We start from the raw sequence: 21043 nt of genomic DNA, 5'->3' as shown, positions 1-21043 counted from the left end.
GGCAGCGCGGGCGTTTGCCGCTGGCCGTGCTTGCATCATGGTTCGCGGCCCATCATCGGTAAATACCCATAACGGGATTTATTGATCGTGTTACCCTCTGAATCACTGCCCGCGACACCGTTGAGGCGCACCACAGAGCAGGGGGGGACATGCCGGTCAATATGAGCGTTTCGCTGCGGCAACTGCGCGCCTTCGTGGCCGTTGCCGAGGAGCTGCATTTCACACGCGCGGCGGAGAAGCTGAACCTTTCGCAGTCATCGGTCAGCGCGCTGATCCACGAGCTGGAAGGCAACCTGGGCATCAAGCTGTTCGACCGCCATACGCGCCTGATGCAAATCACGCAGGCCGGCGCGGAACTGCTGCCAATGGTCAGGAAGGCCGTGGCCGACATCGACAGCGTGATCGACAGTTCGGCCGAGTTGCGGTCGCTGGGGCGCGGACGTGTGTCGATTGCGGCGTCATCGATCCAGGCGGCACTGATGCTGCCGCGTTTCATTCGCGAGTTCTGCGTGGGCCATCCGGGCGTGAAAGTGGAACTGCATGACGTCGCCGAAGATGAAGTGCCCCGCATGGTCAGCGCGGGCGAGGTTGACTTCGGTATCGGCACGATTCCTGAAGGTCAGCCCGATCTCAGCGCGCACCGGCTATCGTCCGACGCGTTCGTGATCGTGATGCCGCCCAGCCATCCGCTGGCACGCCGGCGTGCGCTGACGTGGGAAGACGTGGCGAAGCTGCCGGTGATCGGGCCGCACCGTGGCAATCCCATTCGCGACTGCCTGGACGCCGCACTGGCCATGCGCGGTATTTCGCTGACGCGCGTGCACGAGGTGTTCCTGCCGCTCACGATGGTCGGTATGGTCGATGCCGGGTTGGGCATCGCGGTGATGAGCACGGCCGTCACGCGGCTGACGTCGGCGCTGGGCCTGGTGACAGTCATGCCGCAAGACCCCGTCATCTCGCGCGAGATCAGCCTGCTTGTGCATGCGGACCGATCCCTGTCCCCACCCGCGCAGACGTTCCGCGATCTGTTGATGCGACATCGCAGCGACCAGGGGAAATAGCAAGGACGCGTGCAGCCGCCGCGCCCTGGCTTCCGGCCCCTCTCACGTGCGCGCGGCAAGCGCGAAGGCCACGCGCCGCTACGCCACGTTCTTCGCCAGCAATTGGGGGGCACGCTCGGCGCGGACGTTGAACAGCAGGTTCAGCAGCACCGCGCACAGGGTGCCGAGCAGGATGCCGTTCTGGCAGAACCTGGCCAGTAGTTCGGGAAGCTGCGCGAAGAACCTGTCGGCCACCAGCGGGATCATCCCCAGCGCCACGCTCACGGCAACGATGTACGCGTTCTTCTTGTTTTCCACGAAATCCACGTGCCCGAGTATGCGCACGCCCGTGGCCGCCACCATGCCGAACATCACCAGTGCGGCGCCGCCCAGCACGTATTGCGGAATCGACGCGGCGAAGAACGCGAGCTTGGGCAGGCAGCCCAGCACGATCAGGATGCCGCCGGCCGTGGCGCACACCCAGCGGCTGCGCACGCCGGTCACCTGCACCAGCCCCACGTTCTGCGCATACGACGTGTAGGTGAACGTGTTGAACACCGCGCCCACCAGCGCGCCCACTCCGTCGGCGCGCAGGCCGCGCGCGAGGTCATCGGGCGTGACCGGACGTTCCACGATTTCGCCCAGCGCCAGGAACTGGCCCACGCCTTCGATCATGATCACCACCATGACAACGCACAGCGTGATCGATGTCATGGGGTCGAAGGTGGGCCATCCGAAGTGGAACGGCGTGATCAGTGCCACCCAGTCGGCCGCATGCACGCCGGCAAACGTGACCTTGCCCAGCGCCACGGCGATCGCGAATCCCACCGTGATGCCGATCAGCACGGCGATATTGCAGAGGAAGCCCTTGAAGAACGCGATCATGCAGAGCACCGTCAGCAACACCACGGCCGCGATGCCGATATGCAAGGGCAGGCCGTAGGCGGGATTCGGCACGGGGCCTGCGGCCGTGTTCAGCGTGGGGTTGCCGCCGGCGGCCCAGTTCACGCCGACACGCATCAGCGAAATGCCGATCACCAGTACCACGGTGCCCGTCACCACGGGCGGAAACCAGCGGATGAGCCGGCTTACGTACGGTGCGGCCAGGAACGTGAACACGCCGGCCACCATCACTGCGCCAAAGACGGCCGGCAGCCCCAGTGACGGGTTCGAGCCGGTGGCGATGATCGGCGCGATGGCCGTGAACGTGACGCCCATCATCACAGGCAGGCGGATGCCGATCTTCCCGATGCCGATGCTCTGGATCATCGTGACCAGGCCGCAGCAGAACAGGTCCGCCGCGATTAGGAACGCGATCTGGTCCTTGGGCAGATGCAGCGCACCGCCGATGATCAGCGGCACCGCAATCGCGCCCGCGTACATCACGAGCACGTGTTGCAGGCCAAGCGCGGCCAGCCTGAGCGGGGGCAAGACTTCATCGACCGGGTGCGCCGGGCCGAACCCATGGGGGGTGGGGTGGTGGGTCATGCTGTCTCCTTCGTCTTCCAGGCCGGTATTGCCCGCGCGGTTGGTTCGGAAGGGGACAGCAGCTGTATCCCCATGGTCTGCGCCACGTGTTCCCGCCACCTGCGTGTCATTGTCAGGGCAGCATGCCAGCGTCCGGATATTCGGTAAATGGGGCGTTCGGATGAATGGATCGGGTTATCCGATCAATGTCGCGCGCCTTCGATCAAGTGCTGCGTGAGTCAGTGTTTTCCCGAATCCATGCGCGCGAGCAGCGCGGCGGCACGCGCCATCGCATCGTCATCGATCCGCGCGCGGACGCCGTCGAAGTGCGGCCCGCGCGTGGCATCGAGTCCCATGCGCGACGTCGTGCCGACACCCGAAGCCGACGGGTCCAGCGCGCTGCCGGGCAAGCCGTCCACGATCACCACGTCAAGATGCGGCTGCAGATGCGTGGCCAGGGCCCAGAGCACCTGCTCGTCGTTCGTGATGTCGACGTCGTGATCCACGGCAACCACGGTTTTCAGGTACGGGTCCCAGCCAAGGAGGCCCAGCATGACCTGGCGGGCCTCGCCCGGGCGCGACTGCCGCAGCGCCACGTACGCATGAAAATGCGTGCCCGAGCTGGGATAGTGCACGGCGGTGACCGAGGGGAAACGATCCTTGAGCTTTTCCACCATCTCGGATTCGCGCGGAATGCGCCCCAGGTTCAGGTGCTCGGACGAATTGCCGCCGACCACGTCGACCAGCCACGCGTCGTTGCGCCGCATCACGGTCTCCACGCGCAGCAGGTTGTTGGTGGAGCGATCGGACGAGTAGCCGGTGAACTCGCCAAACGGCCCTTCGTCCACGCGCGCGCGGGGATCGAGCACCCCTTCGAGCACGATTTCCGCATGCGCCGGGACCTCGATGCCGTATCGCGGCGTGCGCACGACTTCGAGCGGTGCACCGAACAGCCCGCCCGCCACCTGCCGCTCATCCACGCCATAGGGCAGACGTGCGGCGCCGGCCAGCATGAACAACGGATGCGCGCCGATCACCATCGCTACGGGCAGCGGCTTGCCCAGTTCGGCCGCACGCTGGTACATGCGCCACAAGTGACCGCGCGAATGCAGGCTCGTGGCGATCTCGGTCGGGGAATGCAGCATCGAACGGTGGTAGCTGGCGTTGCCGATGCCCAGCTCCCGGTCTTCGGCGATCAGGATGGCGTTGGTGATATACGGCCCGCGATCGGTGGCGAAATGCCGGATGGCAGGCAAGGTGGTCAGGTCCACCTGTTCCTGCACGATGCCGGTTACCGCGCCCGCATCGAGCACGCGAGGCAACAGCAGGCGTCGCGCGCGCGCCTGGTACTCGGCATGGATGCCGGTGGGCGAGACGCCGCCGAGCATGCGGCCCACGCGTTCGCGCGATGCGAACAGGTTGGTCACCAGCGGCGTGCCCAACCCGGCCACGTCGTCGAACTTCACGACGGGATGACGCTGTTGCGCGGCCAGCGCCCATACCAGCGCGGTGGGGTCCTGATTGGCGGTGACCGGCTCGCGCACGGTCAGGACATCGTCGGGAAATGCCGCGCAATAGGCGGCCAGGAAGGTGTGAAAGTCCTGCGAGGTGTCTTCGAACACCGGGCCGGACCCCTGGCCTGGATGTCGGTCGATACCTGGCAGGGAAGTTGAGGCAGTCATGGCATGGCTCCGCTTGGGATGCTTCAACGGGACACCGTTGCCGCGCACGGGCGCGGTCGTCGCGGTTGACGACGCGCCCGTGTGTGACCAGACGGGAAGGAAAAACGTCAGTTGCTGCGTGCCGGTCAGGCGTAGATGTGCTTGCTGGCGTAGGTGTCTTTCAGGCGTGCCTGAGCGTCTTCCGGGGTTTTCGGCGGCGGCGTGGTCTCGATGCCGACCAGGCGGGCAATGTTGTTGCCCATGTAGTCCTCCAGGCCGTCCTCATCGAGATCCATGCCTTGCGGCGCGGGGCCGCATAGCATTTCCAGCTCGCGCAGCCACATGCCGGGTTCGTTTGGCGGCGTGTCGGTGCCGAACACGATCTTGTCGCGCGGCAACTGGCGTGCGAACTCGACAATGCGCGACTGGAAGCACCAGCCCGATTCGCAATACACGTTCGGCGTGTCCATGGCCATCCAGAACGCCTCGAACGAATAGTTGCCGCCGGTCTGGATGCCGAAGTGTCCGATGATGAAATTGACCATCGGAAACTCGCGGATGACCGGATAGAACATCGTCGGAATGGTGTAGGGTCCGTCGCCGGTATGGATCAGCACCACGATGTTGTATTTGGCGCAGACCTTCATGGCCGGACGCAGCCAGTCCAGTGCGCGGTCCGGGCGGTAGCCGTGCATGTTGGCATGCAGCTTGAGCATCTTGAAGCCATATTCCTTGACGTGGAATTCCAGCTCCTGCGCGCCTTCTTCCGGGCCCCAGCGCGGGTTGAACGTGAAGTTGCCGATAAAGCGGTCGGGGTACTTCTGGCACAGGCTGGCCACATAGGCCATGTAGTCGCGAATGCCCTCGCGGCCGCGGCGGTTGCCATCGCGATAGCCAGTGTTGCCCGGCGGCGGCTGGATGAATCCCATGTCGATGCGGCGCGGCTTGCCGTTGATGATGTAGGGGCCGTCCATCATCTTGAGCAGGCGTTCGCCGGTGAACGGCTCGCCCGTGTGTCGCCAGGCCTCGTCGACAAGGTTGGTCGGGTGCAGGTGGGTGTCGATGATCATGTTCGTATGCTCCGTCGGAATCTCTTGGGTGTGTCCGCGTTCATGCGGCCAGGCGCGCTTTGGCTTCTTCCAGCGAACGCGGCACCGGCGTCGGCGCCAGGCCGATCATGCGGGCGACGTTGTTGCCGAGGTAGTCCTCGAGCGTGTCCTCATCGAGATTGAGTCCTTGGGGCGGTTCGAAGCACAGCACCTCCAGCAGGCGCAGCCACATGCCGGGTTCGTTCGGCGGCGTGTCCGAGCCGAACAGGATCTTGTGCCTTGGCAGCACCTTCGCGAATTCGACGATGCGCGATTGCAGGCACCAGCCGGATTCGCAATAGACGTTAGGCATGTCCATGGCCATCTGGAACGGTTCGAAGCAATACACGCCGCCGGTCTGCACGCCAAAATGGGCCATGATGAAGTTGACGGTCGGAAACTCCTTCATCATCGGCACCCATTCGGTGGGAATGCTGTAGGGGCCATCTCCAGTGTGCAGCTTCACCAGCACGCCCAGTTCCGCGCATTTCCGCAGGGCGGGGCGCAGCCAGTCCAGCGCGCGATCCGGCCGGTAGGCGTGCATGTTGGCCTGGAACTGCACCATCTTGAAACCGAGCTTGCTCACATAGTGCTCGATGGCATTGACGCCATTTTCCACGCCGCACCGCGGGTTGTAGACAAAGCAGCCGATGAAGCGGTCCGGATACCTGGCCACCATCTCGCGCGTGTAGGCCATGTAGGCGTCGATGGATTCGCCGCCCGACTTCACGCCATCGGTATAGGTGTAGATCGTGTTGCCTTGCGGCGGCTGGATGAACGCCTTGTCGATGCGACGCGGCTTGCCGTTGATCGTGAACGGGCCATCCATCATCTGGATCAGACGTTCGCCCGTGAACGGGTCGCCGTCATGGCGCCAGGCCAGGTCGACCAGATTGGTCGGATAACAGCTGGTGTCGATGATCATTGAGATTCCCTAACGAAGACTCTGGTGAAAGGCTTGGAGTCCTGCCAGGGGCGGTGGGACCGGTCGGGTCATGGCGCCACTGACGGGAACTCCGTCAGTGAGCAATCTCCAGATGAACCTCGCGGCATTGCGCCGCTGCTGTTCGATCGACCGCTTCTACCCACGCGTTCGTTATATAGCGTGCCGCCGACGCACGTCAAGCGCGACGTGTGGTGCGATGCACGAAGCGCGCAGGCGCCATCCTGGCCATCGGCGGCGCCGTCTCCGTGCGCTCTTGATGGCCGCATCGGGGTTTACGCGCAGAACGGAAATTCCGCTTGAGATATCAGGTAGGTTGATAATACACTGACAAACATCGCGAAACCGGATTACCGAGGAGAAGCAGAGATGGCTGATTACGAAGGGCGCTGGAAGGCTGTGAAAGTCAGTGTGGAAGCGGGCATTGCGTGGGTGACGTTCAACCGTCCCGAGAAGCGCAATGCGATGAACCCGACGCTGAACGCCGAGATGGTTCAGGTGCTCGAAGCGCTGGAACTGGATGCCGACGCCAAGGTGCTGGTGCTGACCGGCGCGGGTGACGCCTGGACGGCGGGCATGGATCTGAAGGAGTACTTCCGTGAAGTGGATGCCGGTCCGGAGATCCTGCAGGAGAAGATCCGCCGCGATGCGTCGCAGTGGCAATGGCGGCTCCTGCGCATGTACAGCAAGCCGACCATCGCGATGGTCAACGGCTGGTGCTTTGGCGGCGGCTTCTCGCCGCTGGTGGCCTGCGATCTGGCCATCGCCGCGGACGAGGCCACCTTCGGCCTGTCGGAGATCAACTGGGGCATCCCGCCCGGCAACCTGGTCAGCAAGGCCATGGCCGATACGGTTGGTCACCGCAAGGCGCTGCACTACATCATGACGGGCGACACCTTCACCGGCAGCGAAGCCGCCGCGATGGGCCTGGTCAACGAGAGCGTGCCGCGCGCTCAACTGCGCGAGCACACGATTGCGCTGGCCGCAAAGCTGCTCGAGAAGAACCCGGTGGTGCTGCGGGCGGCCAAGATCGGCTTCAAGCGCAGCCGCGAACTGACGTGGGAGCAGAACGAGGACTACCTGTACGCAAAGCTCGACCAGGCGCAGCTGCGCGATCCCGAGCACGGCCGCGAGCAGGGCCTGAAGCAATTCCTCGACGACAAGTCGATCAAGCCGGGCCTGCAGGCTTACAAGCGCGCCTGAGCGGCCGTCAACCCCCGATCGAGACGGCGGCCCAAAGAGCCGCCGCCAGGAGACAACGCTGATGAACGAACTGACCATGCTGATTGGCGGGCAGGATCGGCCCGCCGCCAATGGCGCCACCTTCGCGCGCCGCAATCCGCTGAACGATGCCGTGGTGTCGCGCGCCCCGGCCGCCACGCTCGCGGATGCCGATGCCGCCGTCAATGCCGCCTCGGCGGCCTTCCCGGCGTGGGCCGCACTGCTGCCGGGCGAGCGCCGCCGCCGGCTGCTGAAGGCGGCCGACCTGATGGACCAGCGTACGCAGGACTTCATCCGCATCGGCGTGGCCGAGACCGGCGCCATGCCGAACTGGTACGGCTTCAACGTGATGCTGGCAGCCAACATGCTGCGCGAGGCCGCCGCGATGACGACGCGTATCGAGGGCAGCGTGATTCCTTCGGACGTGCCGGGCAGTCTGGCCCTGGCCGTGCGCCAGCCGTGCGGCGTGGTGCTTGGCATCGCGCCGTGGAACGCGCCGGTGATCCTCGGCACCCGCGCCCTGGCGATGCCGCTCGCGTGCGGCAACACGGTCGTGCTCAAGGCATCCGAGGCGTGCCCCGGCGTGCATCGTCTGATCGGGACGGTCCTGCAGGAGGCGGGGCTGGGCGACGGTGTCGTCAACGTGGTCACCAATGCGCCCGAGGATGCGGCGCAGGTGGTCGAGCGGCTGATCGCGCATCCCGCCGTGCGCCGCGTCAACTTCACCGGCTCCACGCACGTGGGCCGCATCGTTGCCGAGCACGCGGCCCGGAACCTGAAGCCGGCGCTGCTGGAGCTGGGCGGCAAGGCGCCGTTGCTGGTGCTCGACGATGCGGACCTCGATGCGGCAGTCGATGCGGTGGCCTTCGGTGCCTTCTTCAACCAGGGGCAGATCTGCATGTCGACGGAGCGCGTAATCGCCGACCGCAAGATCGCCGACCGCTTCGTCGAGAAGCTGGCCGCGAAGGCGAAGACGCTGCGGGCTGGCGATCCCGCCGATCCGGCCAGCGTGCTGGGTGCGCTGATCAGCAAGGATGCCGCGCGGCGTATCGCCGCCTTGGTGGAGGATGCGCGCGCGCAGGGCGCAAGCCTGCCCGTGGGCTTGCACGCAGACGGCGCGATCCTGCAGCCGGTCATCGTCGACGGCATCGCACCGGGCATGAAGCTCTACCGCGAGGAATCGTTCGGTCCGGTCGTGACGGTCGCGCGCGTGGATGGCGACGACGAGGCGGTGCGCATGGCCAACGACAGCGAATACGGCCTCTCCGCGTCGGTATTCAGCCGCGACGTGTCGCGCGCGATGTCGGTTGCCCAACGGATCGAATCGGGTATCTGCCACATCAACGGCCCCACCGTGCATGACGAGGCCCAGATGCCGTTTGGCGGCGTCAAGTCGAGCGGCTATGGCCGCTTTGGCGGCCAGGCGGCCGTAGCCGAATTCACCGAACTGCGCTGGATCACGATCCAGAACGCCCCGCGCCACTATCCGGTCTGAACCGGCGGCCGATCCACATACTCCCCGCAGAGGGAGGTAACACCACAGTGAGGAGACAGGACGTGAAAAACGTCTCGACGCAAGGCCCCCCCGGCCGCGGGGGCGCTGCCGTGTCCTACCGCGACGTCGCCATCGGGCGCACGGAGGCCGAGTTCCGCCGCGATGGCGAGATCTGGCGCGTGCGTTCGCGGGAAGCGCTGCAGGACTACCCGGAACGGATGTCGGATTGCCTTGCCACCGGCGCCGCCCGTCACCCAGCGCGCGTGCTTGCGGCGCAGCGCGGCCCCGACGGCAACTGGATCAATATCACCTATGCCGAGATGCTGGCGCGTGCGCGGTCGATCGGGCAGGCGCTGCTGGACCGATCGCTGAGCGCCGAGCGGCCGCTGCTGATTCTGTCCGGCAACGATCTCGAGCATCTGCAACTGGCGCTCGGCGCGCTCTGGGCGGGCGTGCCGTTCTCAGCCGTATCACCGCAGTATTCGCTGGTCTCCGGCGACTTCGGCAAGCTGCGGCACGTGTTTGATCTGCTGACGCCTGGCCTGGTCTACGCCGCCGATGGCCCCGCGTTCGCGCGCGCTATCGAAGCCGTGGTCCCTGCCGGCGTCGAGGTCGTGGCCCGGGACGGTCATCTACCCGGCCGCGCCGCGACGTCCTTCGACGGGCTGGCACAGACGCGTCCCGGCAGCGTTGACGCTGCCAATGCGGCGGTGGGTCCCGATACGATCGCCAAGTTCCTCTTCACCTCGGGCTCCACGCGGCAGCCCAAGGCGGTAACGACCACGCACCGGATGCTGTGCAGCAATCAGCAGATGCTGCGCCAGGCGATGCCGGAGCTCGGCCGTGTGCCGCCGGTCCTGGTGGACTGGCTGCCCTGGAACCATACGTTCGGCGGCAGCCACAACGTGGGCATCGTGCTCTACAACGGCGGTACGCTCTACATCGACGGCGGACGTCCGTTGCCGGGCGGCTTCGATGAAACGCTGCGCAACCTGCGCGAGATTGCGCCCACGATCTACTTCAACGTGCCGAAGGGTTGGGAGGAGCTCGGCAGGGCGCTGGAACAGGATGCCCGGCTGCGCGAGACGTTCTTCTCGCGCGTCAATCTTTATTTCTTTGCCGCCGCCGGCCTCTCGCAGGAAGCGTGGGACCGCCTGGAGCGCGTTACCGAGGCGCATTGCGGACAGCGCATCCATATCATGTCCGGCCTCGGTATGACGGAAACCGCACCGTCGAGCATGTTCACGACAGGCCCGGTGGCCCGCTCGGGCTATGTCGGCCTGCCGGCCGCGGGCTGCGAGCTGAAGCTGGTGCCGGCCAACGGCAAGTACGAGGCCCGTTTTCGCGGGCCGCACGTGATGCCGGGTTACTGGCGCGCGGAGGCGGACCCCGACCGGCAGGTATTCGACGAGGAAGGCTACTACTGCACTGGCGATGCGCTGCGCTTTGTCGATCCCGAGCGGCCGGAGCTTGGTTTCCTGTTCGACGGGCGGATTGCCGAGGACTTCAAGCTCAGTACCGGCACGTTCGTGAGTGTCGGGCCGCTGCGCGCGCGCGTGATCGGCGCCGGCGCCCCTTACGTCCAGGACGTGGTGATCGCGGGCGCGGACCGGGACGAGATCGGTCTGCTCGTCTTCCCGCAGCTGGCGGAATGCCGCCGCCTGGCCGGCCTGCCGGCGAACGCGGCCACGCGCGAAGTGCTGGCGTCCGCGCCGGTGCGCGAAGCGTTCTCGGCGATGCTGCGCAAGCTCGACCTCACTGCCACGGGCAGCGCCACGCGCGTCAGGCGGCTGCTGTTGCTCGAAGCGGCGCCGTCGCTCGATGACGGCGAACTGACCGACAAGGGCTCGATCAACCAGCGTGCCGTACTGACGCGCCGCGCCGCGCTGGTCGACGCGCTCTACGACGACGCCGGCAGCGATGGCCGCGTGATCCGTTTGCACGAAGCCGCGCCACAGAGCCGGCAAGCATGACAACAGCAGCGCCGACAACGATCGGCCATGACAAGAGGAGACAGCAGATGAAATTTGGACGGGCAGGTCTGGCAGCGCTGGCGGCAGCGCCGGCCATCGCGGGCGCGCAATCGGTGACGCTCTATGGCGTCGTCGATACCGGCGTCGAGTACGTCAACAACATCGGCACCGCGAAGAACAGTGTGGTGCGCATGCCAACGCTGACCGGCACGGTGCCGTCGCGCTGGGGGCTGCGCGGCAGCGAGGATCTCGGCGGTGGCCTGAAGGGCGTGTTCGTGCTCGAGTCCGGGTTCACGCCCGACGCCGGCGCGTCGGGCCAGGGCGGGCGTCTGTTCGGCCGGCAGGCACTGGTCGGGCTCTCCGGGCCCTGGGGCCAGGTGGGGTTCGGCCGCCAGTACACGATGCTGTTCTGGGCAACGCTGGACGCCGACATTCTTGGCCCGAACGTCTATGCCTCCGGATCGCTCGACAGCTATCTGCCGAATGCCCGCGCCGACAACGCGATCACATACAAGGGCACGTTCAACGGCCTGACGGTGGGGGCCACCTACAGCTTCGGCCGCGACACGGTCAATGCCGGACCGAGCCCGACGGGCCAGAACTGTGCCGGCGAGAACCCGGCGGACAAGCGGGCGTGCCGCGAATGGTCGGCCATGCTGCTGTACGAATTCAAGGGGCTCGGTCCGACGATCGGCCTGTCCGCCGCCTACGACTCGTTGCGGGGTGGGCCCGGCGCGTTCGGGGGCCTCACAAGCAGCAGCTTCACGGACGACCGGCTGTTTGTTGGCGGCTACGCGATCTTTTCCCGGACCAAGGTCGGCCTCGGCTGGATTCGCCGCGACAACGATGGCAGCCCCACGCCGCGCAGCGACATGATCTACGGCGGCGTCTCCCACGACGTGACCCCGGCTTTCAATGTCGCCGGACAAGTCTATTACTACAAGTTCCACAACAGCGATAACAAGGCGATGCTTTACGCGCTACGCGGCACCTACGCGTTCTCGAAGCGCACGTCCGTCTACGCGACAGCCGGCTACATCAATAACAGCGGCCAGCTGACCCTTTCGGTCAGTGGCGGCGCCACGGGTTCCAATACCGGCCCGGGCGGCCAGCAGTTCGGCGTGATGACCGGCATCAAGCATATTTTCTGACCTCCGCCTGCAGGAGGCAGACCGGGGCGCCACGAGGCGGCGACGAGATACGCCAGGGCGCCCGACACACGACAACGAGGAGACAAGTCATGACAACACGCCGCGATCTTCTTCAGGCGTTGATGGCCGCATCCGCATGCGGTGCGCTGTCGCCCCTGGCCGCGCTGGCTCAGGCGGTCCAGCAGGCAAAGATACTCTATGGTTTCCCGGCCGGTAGCGTGGGAGACCAGGTTGCCCGGCGCGTCGGCGAGAAATTTGCCAACACGGCGTTCTCGCGCAGCGGCGCGGTGGTGGACAACCGCCCCGGCGCGGGCGGGCGCATCGCGCTCGAACTGCTGAAAGCGTCCCCGGCCGACGGCAGCGTGCTGGCGCTCTCGCAGGCATCGGCGCTGTCGACGTATCCGCACGTCTATACGAAGCTCAGCTATTCGGCGGCGGATTTCGCGCCGATCTCCACGGCCGCATACATGACGTTTGCGCTCGCCGTCGGACCGGCGGTGCCGGCCAATGTGCGGACGGTGAAGGACTACATCGCGTGGGCGAAGGCTCACCCTGCGGACGCCAACTACGGCTCGCCGGGCGCGGGATCGACACCCCATTTCGTCGGGGCGCTGTTCGGCCTCAATGCAGGCCTGGACTTGCGCCACGTGCCCTATCGTGGTTCGCTGCCCGCGGTCAACGACGTGGTGGCCGGGCAGATCGCCTCGAGTTTCACGCTGACTGGCGATTACCTGCCATTCGTCAAGAGCGGCAAGCTGCGCGTCCTGGCCACCTCGGGGGCCACGCGTGCCCCGTACCTGCCCGAAGTGCCGACCTTCGCGGAACTGGGCTTTCCGGAAGTGGTGGCCGACGAGTGGTTCGGTTTTCTGGCACCGGCCAGAACGCCGCCAGCCGTTCTTTCCGCGGCTGGCACCGCGATCAACCAGGCGCTCAAGGACCCGGCCATCGTCGATGGCTTCCTCTCGATTGGCCTCGTGGCGAAAGGCTCGTCCGCCGACGACATGAAACGCGCGATGGACGCCGAGTACCGCAAGTGGGGCGTGCTCGTGAAGAAGGTCGGCTTCACGGCCGAATCCTGATAGCGTCCCGGAGCCCATGATGGATCACCAGAACCTTGTGGCGATCGACTTCCATACGCATGCGGAAGTCAGTTGCTGGAACCCGTTCGACAACTACGGCGAAGAGTACGATGCCGCCGCCGACAAATACTTCGGCAACAAGCGCCGGCCGACGATCGAAGAAACTGTCGCCTATTACCGCGAGCGAAAGATCGGCCTGGTCATGTTCACGGTAGACAGCGAGTCGAACCTCGGCCGGCGCCGGATTCCGAACGAAGAAATCGCTGCGGCGGCGAAGGCCAACGACGACATCATGATGGCCTTCGCCAGCATCGATCCCCACAAGGGAAAGTTCGGTGCCCGCGAAGCGCGCAGGCTGATCGAGGAACACGGTGTGAAGGGCTTCAAGTTCCATCCGACCGTGCAGGGCTTCCATCCGAACGACAGGATGGCGTGGCCGATCTATGAGGTCATCAACGGGCACGGCCTGCCCGCGATCTTTCATACGGGACACAGCGGCATTGGTTCAGGCATGCGTTGCGGTGGCGGGCTGCGGCTCGAGTACAGCAATCCGATGCACCTGGACGACGTGGCGATTGCCTTTCCCGACATGCAGATCGTGATGGCGCACCCGAGCTTCCCGTGGCAGGACGAGGCGATCAGCGTGGCGATGCACAAGCCCAACGTATGGATCGACCTGTCCGGCTGGAGTCCGAAATACTTTCCGCCGCAGCTCGTGCGCTACGCCAACACGCTGCTGAAGGACCGGGTGCTGTTCGGCAGCGATTTCCCGCTGATCACCCCGGAGCGGTGGATGGACGACTTCAAGCAGGCCGGGTTCCGGCCAGAGGTGATGCCTGGCATTCTGAAGGACAACGCCGTCCGGTTGCTGGGGCTTTGACAGCACGGCGCATGGCGAAGATGTCCTGATACGTACTTCTCTCGCGTACTAGCATGCGGCACGCAGGGCTGAACCGGCCTGCGTGCCGCTGTCGTTGAAATAGCCGGCACGGGGCCGGCATCGGGTCAATGCGCGAATCAGTGCGCGGATCAGTGCGCACCGACCCGCACGGGTTGCCCAACGGCGGCCGACAGGCGCCCGAGCAGGCCTACGCTGGCAATCGCCACCAGCAGCGGGATCGCAAACACATAGTACAGATGGGCCGAAGGCCAGCCCGCATCGAGCAGCGACCCCGCCACGAGCGGCGCAAGCACCGCGCCGAACCGCCCCATGCCAATCGACCAACCCATGCCCGTGGTGCGCGTTTGCGCCGGGTACAGGATCGGCGCGTAGGCATAGAGACCGACCATGCAGCCAAAGATGCCGGCGCCAATCAGGACCGCCAGCGCCAGTGCCGCCGCCAGCGTGCTTGCGTACAGGCCAAAGGCGACCATCATCAACGCGGTCAGGATAAAGCAGCTCCACAGCAGCGGGCGCAGTCCGATGCGCGCGGAGAGGAACGCGAACGCTGTGCCGCCGACGATGCCGCCCACGTTGAGCAGCACCCCGCCCGTGATGCCTTGCTGCGCCGACATCCCTGCAGCCACCAGCAGCTTCGGCGTCCATGAGAGCACGAAGTAGAACGTGAACATCACGAGGAAGAACGACATCCAGATCATCAGCGTCTGCATGGCCAGGCTGCCTCGGAAGAGGCTGCGCACGTCGCCGGCTTCGCGTGCTTGCGTCGCCTCGTGCGCCGGTAACGCGGCGACAGTGGGGCGCCCCATGCGCGCGAGCAGACGGTTGAGCTTGTCGAGCGCACCCTCGGGGCGCCGCGCGATCAGGAAGTCGAGCGATTCCGGCAGCCGCGCAAGCACCACCGGGACCATCGCCAGTGTGATCAGGCCGCCAAACACGAACACGCTGCGCCAGCCGTAATGGGCGAGCAGTATGCCGGCGATGGCACCGCCGATCGTCGCGCCCACCGGATAGCCCGTCGCCTGCAGCACGATCGCCGTGCTGCGCCACTTGTCGGACGCGTACTCGCCCGTGATCACGTTGATGCTGGCGAGCATCCCGCCGATGCCGAGCCCGGTCACGGCGCGCAGCGCCGCAAGCTGCGGCACGTTTTGCGCAAGCGCCGAGCACAGCATGCCGGCCGAGATCGTGCCCAGGCAAATCAGGATCAGCGGTCGGCGGCCGATACGGTCCGCCCACGGCGCGAGGAACAGCGAACCGGCGGCCATGCCGAACAGGCCCGCGGAGAGCAGTACGCCGACCTCCTTGCCGGTCAGGTGCCAATCGTTGGAAATGTGCGATGCCGTGAAGGCCATCGCAAGCACATCGAACCCGTCGAGCATGTTGAGGACGATGCAGATGGCAATCGCCATGACCTGGGCGGGGCTCATCGTGCCGCGATTGATGGTTTCCCGGATATCTGGCTGCATTTGTCTACCTCCTTGTGTTTGTTGAAGTACCGCCACGGACGGGCGGTTTTTGGGGGACGGCGTCTTGCAATACAGCGTGGCTACAGGTCCAGGACGAGCATCCCGGTCCTGGCGCGGGAGCAGCAGGGCAGGAACTGATCATTGGCGGCGCGCTCCTCATCGGTGAGGTAGGCGTCGCGATGATCGGGCGTGCCAGACAGCACGCGCGTGAGGCAGGTGCCGCAGACACCTTGCTCGCAAGAGGTCTGGATCTCCACACCGTGCGCGGCCAGCGCCTGCACCACGGTCTCGTCCGCGGCGATATCGATGACGCGGCCCGTGCTCTGCACGGTTACCTGGAAGGCGCCGCCTGGATCGGATGGCGTTTCCGGCGCCGCGAAGTACTCGCGGTGCAGGTTCGACTCCATCCAGCCGGCGGCGCGCGCCGTGTCCAGTACGGCCGTCATGAAGCCGCCTGGCCCGCAGACGTAGAGATGCGTATCGGCACGGGGCGCGGCGAGGAGACGCTGCAGGTCGGCGCATTGCCGGTCGTCGTGGTACAGGAACGTGCGTTCGCGCAAGTCGTCGCCGGCGATCCGGTCCTGGAATGCCGTGCTGGCGGCGCTGCGCGTGCAGTAGTGGAACTCGAACGATGCGCCGCTGCGCGCAAGGCTCTGTGCCATCGCCAGGATCGGCGTGACGCCAATGCCTCCAGCGATCAGCACCGAATGCCTGGCGTCCGCATGCAAAGGGAAGTGATTCTTCGGCGCGCTGATCTCGAGGATGCTTCCGGCCGCGAGCGCGTGCATCGCGACCGAGCCGCCGCGCGATGCGGCATCGCGCAGCACGCCAAGCTGGTAGCGGTGCGTCTCGGCCGGGTCGTTGCACAGCGAATACTGGCGTACCAGCCCGTCGCGGAGATGCACATCGACATGCGCGCCAGCGGTAAAGGGCGGCAGCGCGCCGCCATCGGCGGCCACCAGTTCGAACAGGGCGATGCCGTCCGCGGCCGCCGTCTTGCTTGCAATCCGGACCTGCATCATGCCGCTCCCGCCTGTGCAACCGCTTGCGCGGCCTGCGTCTGTTCCTGCGCGAGCAGCCGGTCCAGAATGCGGCGGGCCTGCACGCCGCCGGCGTCGATGTTCAGCTTCAGCAGTGTTCGCGCGGGATTGGCCAGCAGGTTGCGCTGCTGCGCCTCCAGCATCTCCAGATCCTCGCCAAAGATCTTGCCCTGGCCTTCGCGGATGGTCGCGGTGAGCGCCGCGTCGTCCGGCTTGAAGTTGCGCGCCATGCCCCAGAAATACCAAACCGAGGTCTCCGTCTCCGGGGTGATGAAGTCTACGACGATGCTCGAAGCCTTGTGCTCGGCGGGCGCATCGTAGCCGCCCTTGCCTGCGTGGGCCACGCCGACCTCGATCATCACGTGGCTGGGCGGTGTGAAGCGGCAGATCTGCCAGCGGTCGCACGGCACGTCGTCGGCAAGACCGTTGCCGCGCAATGCGGCGGCCCAGAATGGCGGTGGCAGTATGCCTTCCATATGGCGACTGGTGATGACCGAGTCACCCTCCACGCGCGTTGCCGGTGCGGATTCCTCGATCTCGGCCTGGCCGATGCTCGACGCGTGCACGTAGGTCTCGTGCGTCAGGTCCATCAGGTTGTCGATCATCAGGCGATAGTCGCAGCCGATGTGGTATAGCCCGCCGCCATGCGCCCACTCGGGGCTCACCGCCCATTCGAGATGGGGGATCAGCGCGTCATCGGCCAGCGCGGCATCGCCGGGCCAGACCCAGACAAAGCCGTATCGCTCCACGGCGGGGTAGTTGCGGATCGACGGAAAACCGCCCACGCGCTGACCGGCCATGGCCTTGCATTTGCCATCGCGGCCCATTGTCAGCCCGTGATAGCCGCAGACCAGTTGCCCCTCGCGCACGAAACCCAGGGACAGGGGTGCCCCGCGATGCGGACAGAAGTCCTCCAGCGCGGCGACGCTGTCGGTGCCATCCCGGTACAGCACCATCTTTTCGTTGCAGATGGTGCGGCCGAGCGGCTTGCCATCGAGTTCATCGGGTGTGCAGGCGACATACCAGGTGTTTTTCAGGAACATGACTTTCCCCTCCCGGCGCGCGCGGCGCCAGGATACGTTGGTTGACGAAGAGAGTGGTGAAGGAACCCGCGGTGCGGGTCAGGTGGTACGGCGGGCGCGCCGGATCAGGCTGCCGCCAAGTACCTGTGACATTGCCTGCTGGTTCTGCAACGCGAACTTCAGGTTTCGGTTGGCGATGCGGCTGTGCTCGCGCATCAGCGCCTCGGCACGCGCGCCTTCGCGCTGTTCGATGGCCTCGACCACCGCGCAGTGCTGAGACTGCGCCAGCAGCAGCATCTCGCGCGCGCTTTCGTCGATCGACTGCACCATGACGAAGGCGCTCGCGGAAGCGAACGGCAGGCTCGTCACCTTGTCGATCTGGCGCGCGACGAGCCCGCTGCCGCAGGCCTCGGCCAGCAATTGGTGAAACCGGGCGTTGAGGTCGACGTACTGCGAGAATTTCACGGCGGTCAGTTCGCCGGTCAGCGCGCTGTCGATCTGCGCGATGACATCGCGCATGGCGTGAAGAAGGCGCGTGCTAACGCCACGCTCGGCGGCCAGGCGCGCGGCCAGGCCCTCCATCGTGCCGCGCAGTTCGATCGCGTCGCTGATTTCGCTCTCGTCGAACGAGCGCACGGCGAAGCCGCCGGACGGGATCGGCTCGACAAGCCCTTCCTCCTGCAGCCGGATCAGCGCCGCGCGGATGGGCGTGCGCGATACGCCCAGGCGCTCCGAAACCCATACTTCCGAAATGCGTGCACCGGGCGGCAGCTCGCCGCCCAGAACCAGTTCGCGAAGACCGAGCAGAGCGCGCACGGCCTGGGACGTGCTGGCGCCCGCCTTGCTGTCGCCGAGGGTGTGATTGTCCGTATCCATCAGGGTTGTCTCCGTGGGGGCGAGCCGCGCAGGACCAGGCGGCGTTTCATTGTTTTGCTGTATACAGACTGTATTCAGTCCGCCCTGGAATGACAAGAGAAGACCCGGAAAATCGAGGGTAAACGTGGAGAGTTTTGCGGGAATTTCAGGCGGCAAAGCGGCGATGGCCAGAAGGCTGGATACAGCGGGCGATTGCGAAGGCACTACCCGCTGCTGGCCAGCGCCGTCCCTCGACTGCGCGAGCGGTACGTGCTTTCAGCGCAGGTTACGCGCGCACGTTTTCAGCAGTTCTTGCAGCATGGCTGCGTGCGCGGCATCGATGCCCTCCAGCATGTCGCGCTCCATCGCTGCGACCGTGTCATCGCATTGCCGAAGCAAATGCCGCGCGCTCTCGGTCAGGCTTAGCAATACGATGCGCCCGTGCAATGGGTCGGGCTGGCGCACAATCCAGCCGCGCGCTTCCATCGTCTTGACCACCTCGTTGGCTGACTGCGGCGAGATCAGCGAGCGTTCGGCCAATTGCGCGTTGGAAGTCGGGCCTCGCGCATGCAACACGGAAAGGGCCGTGAACTGCGGCAGGGTCAGCCCGTGCGGGGCCAGCACCTCGCCCAGGCGGCGCTTGACGATCCGGTCGGTGCGCCCGATCAGGTAAGGCAACCGACTAGGCAGTGCCGTCGGGGCCTGCGCCGCCGACAGCGCGCCTTCTTTTGTCTGCTCGGTCGTTTGTGCCGAAGATGCCTTCGTGGTCCGGCGTGTCATTCTTGTCGTTTGTCCTGTCTTGGGCGGGAAGGTCATTCCTTCTCCGATTCAAAGGGGCCAGTCAAGGCAATCGCGTCGGGGTTCCCAAGTGTGGATGATATGCCAATGGCAGGTGGCCTGACACCGGGTTGATGTCGATTCGGGTCGTTCGGGGATTTGTTTTTTGGGCGGGTTCAGGCGGTACGTAAGCGGCGCAGGTGTTGCACCGATGCCGGCGCGAATCCGCGGCAGGGCACGCGCGGCACTACTGCAATTTCTTGTCTTCGCGTTTGGCCTCTTCCATGGCCTCTGGTTCCAGCTCTTCGGCCGACCGATTCAGGTAGACAAACAGACCCCAGGCGGCCAGGAGCAAGGCTGTCGAGGCAATCAGTCCGGCCGCATAGCCGAGCTGCGACGGATCCTGGTGCAGCGCCTTGAAGGTCGCCACGAGCCCTTCGATGGCCAGCGCGACCACGACGACCACCAGGAATCGCGACAGGAAGCGTCGTACCCGTGTCGGGGCACTCACGTCTGCCTCCCGTATGACCTCTTCCTCCACGATCGTCTCGGCGATCTGCAATGCGACAACGGCTCCCGCCAGCAATCCAATGGCTTCAATGACGGCTTGCGCGCTGGCCTGGTCCCACTGACTCACAAACACGGTCGAGCCGATGCGAGCCGCAATCGCAATCAACATCAGCGTTGCGCAGGTGAAGAGCAGGGCCATCAGACCATGGATAACCGTGAAGATGCGCACCGGGATCTTCATGGGGCCTCCGTCGATACGTAAATCCGAAGGCAGATGCAACAAGCACGCCTGATCGGCGGTGCAGGTCTGGAAAGGGCCCGATGGTTGCGTGGCAGCGTCAGCGTGCGGCGGCCCCAGTCCTTTTCGGTTTTTGTCCGCTCACGACGCCGATGGCGGCGACCGCAGAAGTTTCGTCGGCATGCAGTATTGACGTATGGAAATTACCGCAGCCGTACCGCTGGAGCCTGGACCGTTCAATCCAGCCGCCGGCACATGCATAGCATTCGCGCCCCAAACCGTCTTTGGAATTCACGCGACAGTTTTAGTTTTCTCGACACGGCATCCAGCGATGTCAGCGAAAAACCATGACGGGAAAAAAAGGTGGGATGATCCGTGGTGAGTAATATTGCTGTCGTGCAACGGTGGGTGCGGGCGCGCATCAGCAAAGCGCCCACCAGAAGCGTTGCAATGCCTTGCTGTCGAAGTTCGGGCAGGACGAACACCGCACGCACCACAAACGTCTCGTCAAGGCATTCACCGAATGCCCACGCGACGATTTTTCCCTGCAGGCGGCCCACATGGTGAAGCCGTGTTTCATCCGCCGCGTCTGTCTGTGCCTCGATTTCCCAGGCGGTACAGAATTCCGCCACGGCATGCATATCCGCAGCGCGGGCCGCTCCAAACCTGATTTCTCTCAACATCTCGATTTCGCAAAAAGAGGCGTTATCCGCGCGGAAACTGAAACCACGTGAATTCAAGTGCTCTCTTTGGAGCATCTCATGCGTGTTCGACGTCGCGATATCAATGTAGCGTACGCTTACATCGTGGCTGAATTATGGTTAACACAAATACGCGAAATGGGTCAGTTGGTATCCCTCAAATGTGGAGAGATTTTGTGACGGGAAGAGCCCGAGTGACAACAGTTTAGGGTTATTTTGCGGTGATTGCCGCGCAAAAGCCTAGCGTTTTTATCGGGAATGGCGGGATAAACCACAGCAAAAACAGCCGTCCGCAGACATGCGTTTCGAAAACCCCGGGCTATTCATGTCAGGAAAGGGCGCAATCAGGACAGCAAAATACAAACGATTATCACTGCGCCCGACAACATACCCCTCACGATTATCGAGCTGATAG

At 65.1% G+C, this 21043-nt stretch carries 18 protein-coding genes; 7 read left to right on the top strand and 11 right to left on the bottom strand.

Annotated features, from left to right (window positions below; translation table 11 throughout):
* Nucleotides 1-149 precede the first annotated feature (149 nt).
* A complete protein-coding gene (locus AC24R4_RS27010) occupies nt 150-1061 on the top strand; it encodes a LysR family transcriptional regulator (RefSeq protein WP_487523929.1) in 912 nt (303 codons plus the stop codon).
* A 78-nt stretch (nt 1062-1139) separates the two neighbouring features.
* On the opposite strand, the gene AC24R4_RS27005 is transcribed toward AC24R4_RS27010, so the two are convergent.
* The 4 genes from AC24R4_RS27005 to AC24R4_RS26990 all read right to left on the bottom strand — a co-directional run bounded on the left by AC24R4_RS27005 (nt 1140) and on the right by AC24R4_RS26990 (nt 6181).
* Nucleotides 1140-2528: a nucleobase:cation symporter-2 family protein gene (locus tag AC24R4_RS27005; RefSeq protein WP_400392713.1), complete on the bottom strand. Its 1389-nt coding sequence runs from the start codon at nt 2526-2528 to the stop codon at nt 1140-1142.
* A gap of 218 nt (nt 2529-2746) precedes the next feature.
* Entirely contained in the window at nt 2747-4189 is a 1443-nt protein-coding gene (locus AC24R4_RS27000) for a UbiD family decarboxylase (protein WP_400392715.1), read from the bottom strand.
* 125 nt (nt 4190-4314) lie between these two features.
* On the bottom strand, nt 4315-5238 hold the full coding sequence (locus tag AC24R4_RS26995; RefSeq protein WP_400392717.1) for an amidohydrolase family protein: 924 nt from the start codon (nt 5236-5238) through the stop codon (nt 4315-4317).
* A 40-nt stretch (nt 5239-5278) separates the two neighbouring features.
* Nucleotides 5279-6181, bottom strand: a complete 903-nt coding sequence (locus tag AC24R4_RS26990; protein ID WP_400392719.1) for an amidohydrolase family protein — start codon at nt 6179-6181, stop codon at nt 5279-5281.
* 387 nt (nt 6182-6568) lie between these two features.
* Here AC24R4_RS26990 and AC24R4_RS26985 point away from each other — a divergent pair, with 387 nt between their 5' ends.
* The 6 genes from AC24R4_RS26985 to AC24R4_RS26960 all read left to right on the top strand — a co-directional run bounded on the left by AC24R4_RS26985 (nt 6569) and on the right by AC24R4_RS26960 (nt 13998).
* Complete coding sequence (locus AC24R4_RS26985; RefSeq protein ID WP_153948269.1) at nt 6569-7402, top strand: p-hydroxycinnamoyl CoA hydratase/lyase; 834 nt, start codon at nt 6569-6571, stop codon at nt 7400-7402.
* Nucleotides 7403-7463: 61 nt separating this feature from the next.
* Complete coding sequence (locus AC24R4_RS26980; protein WP_487523928.1) at nt 7464-8915, top strand: aldehyde dehydrogenase; 1452 nt, start codon at nt 7464-7466, stop codon at nt 8913-8915.
* Nucleotides 8916-8977: 62 nt separating this feature from the next.
* Complete coding sequence (locus AC24R4_RS26975; RefSeq protein ID WP_487523927.1) at nt 8978-10888, top strand: feruloyl-CoA synthase; 1911 nt, start codon at nt 8978-8980, stop codon at nt 10886-10888.
* A 47-nt stretch (nt 10889-10935) separates the two neighbouring features.
* Nucleotides 10936-12039 carry a porin gene (locus tag AC24R4_RS26970; protein ID WP_487523926.1) on the top strand — a complete coding sequence of 368 codons (1104 nt, stop codon included), beginning with the start codon at nt 10936-10938 and terminating at the stop codon, nt 12037-12039.
* Between the two features lie 89 nt (nt 12040-12128).
* Nucleotides 12129-13118, top strand: a complete 990-nt coding sequence (locus tag AC24R4_RS26965) for a Bug family tripartite tricarboxylate transporter substrate binding protein (RefSeq protein WP_487523925.1) — start codon at nt 12129-12131, stop codon at nt 13116-13118.
* Between the two features lie 19 nt (nt 13119-13137).
* Nucleotides 13138-13998, top strand: coding sequence for an amidohydrolase family protein (locus tag AC24R4_RS26960; protein WP_487523924.1), 861 nt, complete (start codon nt 13138-13140; stop codon nt 13996-13998).
* Between the two features lie 149 nt (nt 13999-14147).
* On the opposite strand, the gene AC24R4_RS26955 is transcribed toward AC24R4_RS26960, so the two are convergent.
* The 7 genes from AC24R4_RS26955 to AC24R4_RS26925 form a co-directional block, all read right to left on the bottom strand.
* Nucleotides 14148-15485, bottom strand: a complete 1338-nt coding sequence (locus AC24R4_RS26955; protein WP_487523923.1) for an MFS transporter — start codon at nt 15483-15485, stop codon at nt 14148-14150.
* 80 nt (nt 15486-15565) lie between these two features.
* Nucleotides 15566-16504, bottom strand: coding sequence for a PDR/VanB family oxidoreductase (locus AC24R4_RS26950; RefSeq protein ID WP_487523993.1), 939 nt, complete (start codon nt 16502-16504; stop codon nt 15566-15568).
* Nucleotides 16504-17568: a Rieske 2Fe-2S domain-containing protein gene (locus AC24R4_RS26945; protein WP_487523922.1), complete on the bottom strand. Its 1065-nt coding sequence runs from the start codon at nt 17566-17568 to the stop codon at nt 16504-16506. The genes AC24R4_RS26950 and AC24R4_RS26945 overlap by 1 nt, the downstream gene beginning before the upstream one ends.
* Nucleotides 17569-17646: 78 nt before the next feature.
* Nucleotides 17647-18423, bottom strand: coding sequence for a GntR family transcriptional regulator (locus AC24R4_RS26940; RefSeq protein ID WP_487523992.1), 777 nt, complete (start codon nt 18421-18423; stop codon nt 17647-17649).
* Nucleotides 18424-18678: 255 nt separating this feature from the next.
* Nucleotides 18679-19218 (bottom strand): MarR family winged helix-turn-helix transcriptional regulator, encoded by a 540-nt coding sequence (locus AC24R4_RS26935; protein ID WP_487523921.1) that lies wholly within the window; start codon nt 19216-19218, stop codon nt 18679-18681.
* Between the two features lie 208 nt (nt 19219-19426).
* Nucleotides 19427-19930: a hypothetical protein gene (locus AC24R4_RS26930; RefSeq protein ID WP_487523920.1), complete on the bottom strand. Its 504-nt coding sequence runs from the start codon at nt 19928-19930 to the stop codon at nt 19427-19429.
* A 233-nt stretch (nt 19931-20163) separates the two neighbouring features.
* Nucleotides 20164-20667 carry a GNAT family N-acetyltransferase gene (locus AC24R4_RS26925; protein WP_487523919.1) on the bottom strand — a complete coding sequence of 168 codons (504 nt, stop codon included), beginning with the start codon at nt 20665-20667 and terminating at the stop codon, nt 20164-20166.
* Between the last annotated feature and the right edge of the window lie 376 nt (nt 20668-21043).

The organism is Cupriavidus sp. CER-90 (assembly GCF_057652055.1).
Note: the sequence above shows the minus strand (reverse complement) of the source record. Positions and strands in the feature narration are given on the sequence as shown.

Bases quoted from the DNA above. Each gene is read 5' to 3' on its own strand.
- AC24R4_RS26935 (WP_487523921.1), bottom strand. From the start codon at position 19,218: ATGACCTTCCCGCCCAAGACAGGACAAACGACAAGAATGACACGCCGG.
- AC24R4_RS27010 (WP_487523929.1), top strand. From the start codon at position 150: ATGCCGGTCAATATGAGCGTTTCGCTGCGGCAACTGCGCGCCTTCGTG.
- AC24R4_RS26990 (WP_400392719.1), bottom strand. From the start codon at position 6,181: ATGATCATCGACACCAGCTGTTATCCGACCAATCTGGTCGACCTGGCC.
- AC24R4_RS26940 (WP_487523992.1), bottom strand. From the start codon at position 18,423: ATGGATACGGACAATCACACCCTCGGCGACAGCAAGGCGGGCGCCAGC.
- AC24R4_RS27005 (WP_400392713.1), bottom strand. From the start codon at position 2,528: ATGACCCACCACCCCACCCCCCATGGGTTCGGCCCGGCGCACCCGGTC.
- AC24R4_RS26950 (WP_487523993.1), bottom strand. From the start codon at position 16,504: ATGCAGGTCCGGATTGCAAGCAAGACGGCGGCCGCGGACGGCATCGCC.
- AC24R4_RS27000 (WP_400392715.1), bottom strand. From the start codon at position 4,189: ATGACTGCCTCAACTTCCCTGCCAGGTATCGACCGACATCCAGGCCAG.
- AC24R4_RS26980 (WP_487523928.1), top strand. From the start codon at position 7,464: ATGAACGAACTGACCATGCTGATTGGCGGGCAGGATCGGCCCGCCGCC.
- AC24R4_RS26955 (WP_487523923.1), bottom strand. From the start codon at position 15,485: ATGCAGCCAGATATCCGGGAAACCATCAATCGCGGCACGATGAGCCCC.
- AC24R4_RS26945 (WP_487523922.1), bottom strand. From the start codon at position 17,568: ATGTTCCTGAAAAACACCTGGTATGTCGCCTGCACACCCGATGAACTC.
- AC24R4_RS26965 (WP_487523925.1), top strand. From the start codon at position 12,129: ATGACAACACGCCGCGATCTTCTTCAGGCGTTGATGGCCGCATCCGCA.
- AC24R4_RS26985 (WP_153948269.1), top strand. From the start codon at position 6,569: ATGGCTGATTACGAAGGGCGCTGGAAGGCTGTGAAAGTCAGTGTGGAA.
- AC24R4_RS26930 (WP_487523920.1), bottom strand. From the start codon at position 19,930: ATGAAGATCCCGGTGCGCATCTTCACGGTTATCCATGGTCTGATGGCC.
- AC24R4_RS26960 (WP_487523924.1), top strand. From the start codon at position 13,138: ATGGATCACCAGAACCTTGTGGCGATCGACTTCCATACGCATGCGGAA.
- AC24R4_RS26970 (WP_487523926.1), top strand. From the start codon at position 10,936: ATGAAATTTGGACGGGCAGGTCTGGCAGCGCTGGCGGCAGCGCCGGCC.
- AC24R4_RS26995 (WP_400392717.1), bottom strand. From the start codon at position 5,238: ATGATCATCGACACCCACCTGCACCCGACCAACCTTGTCGACGAGGCC.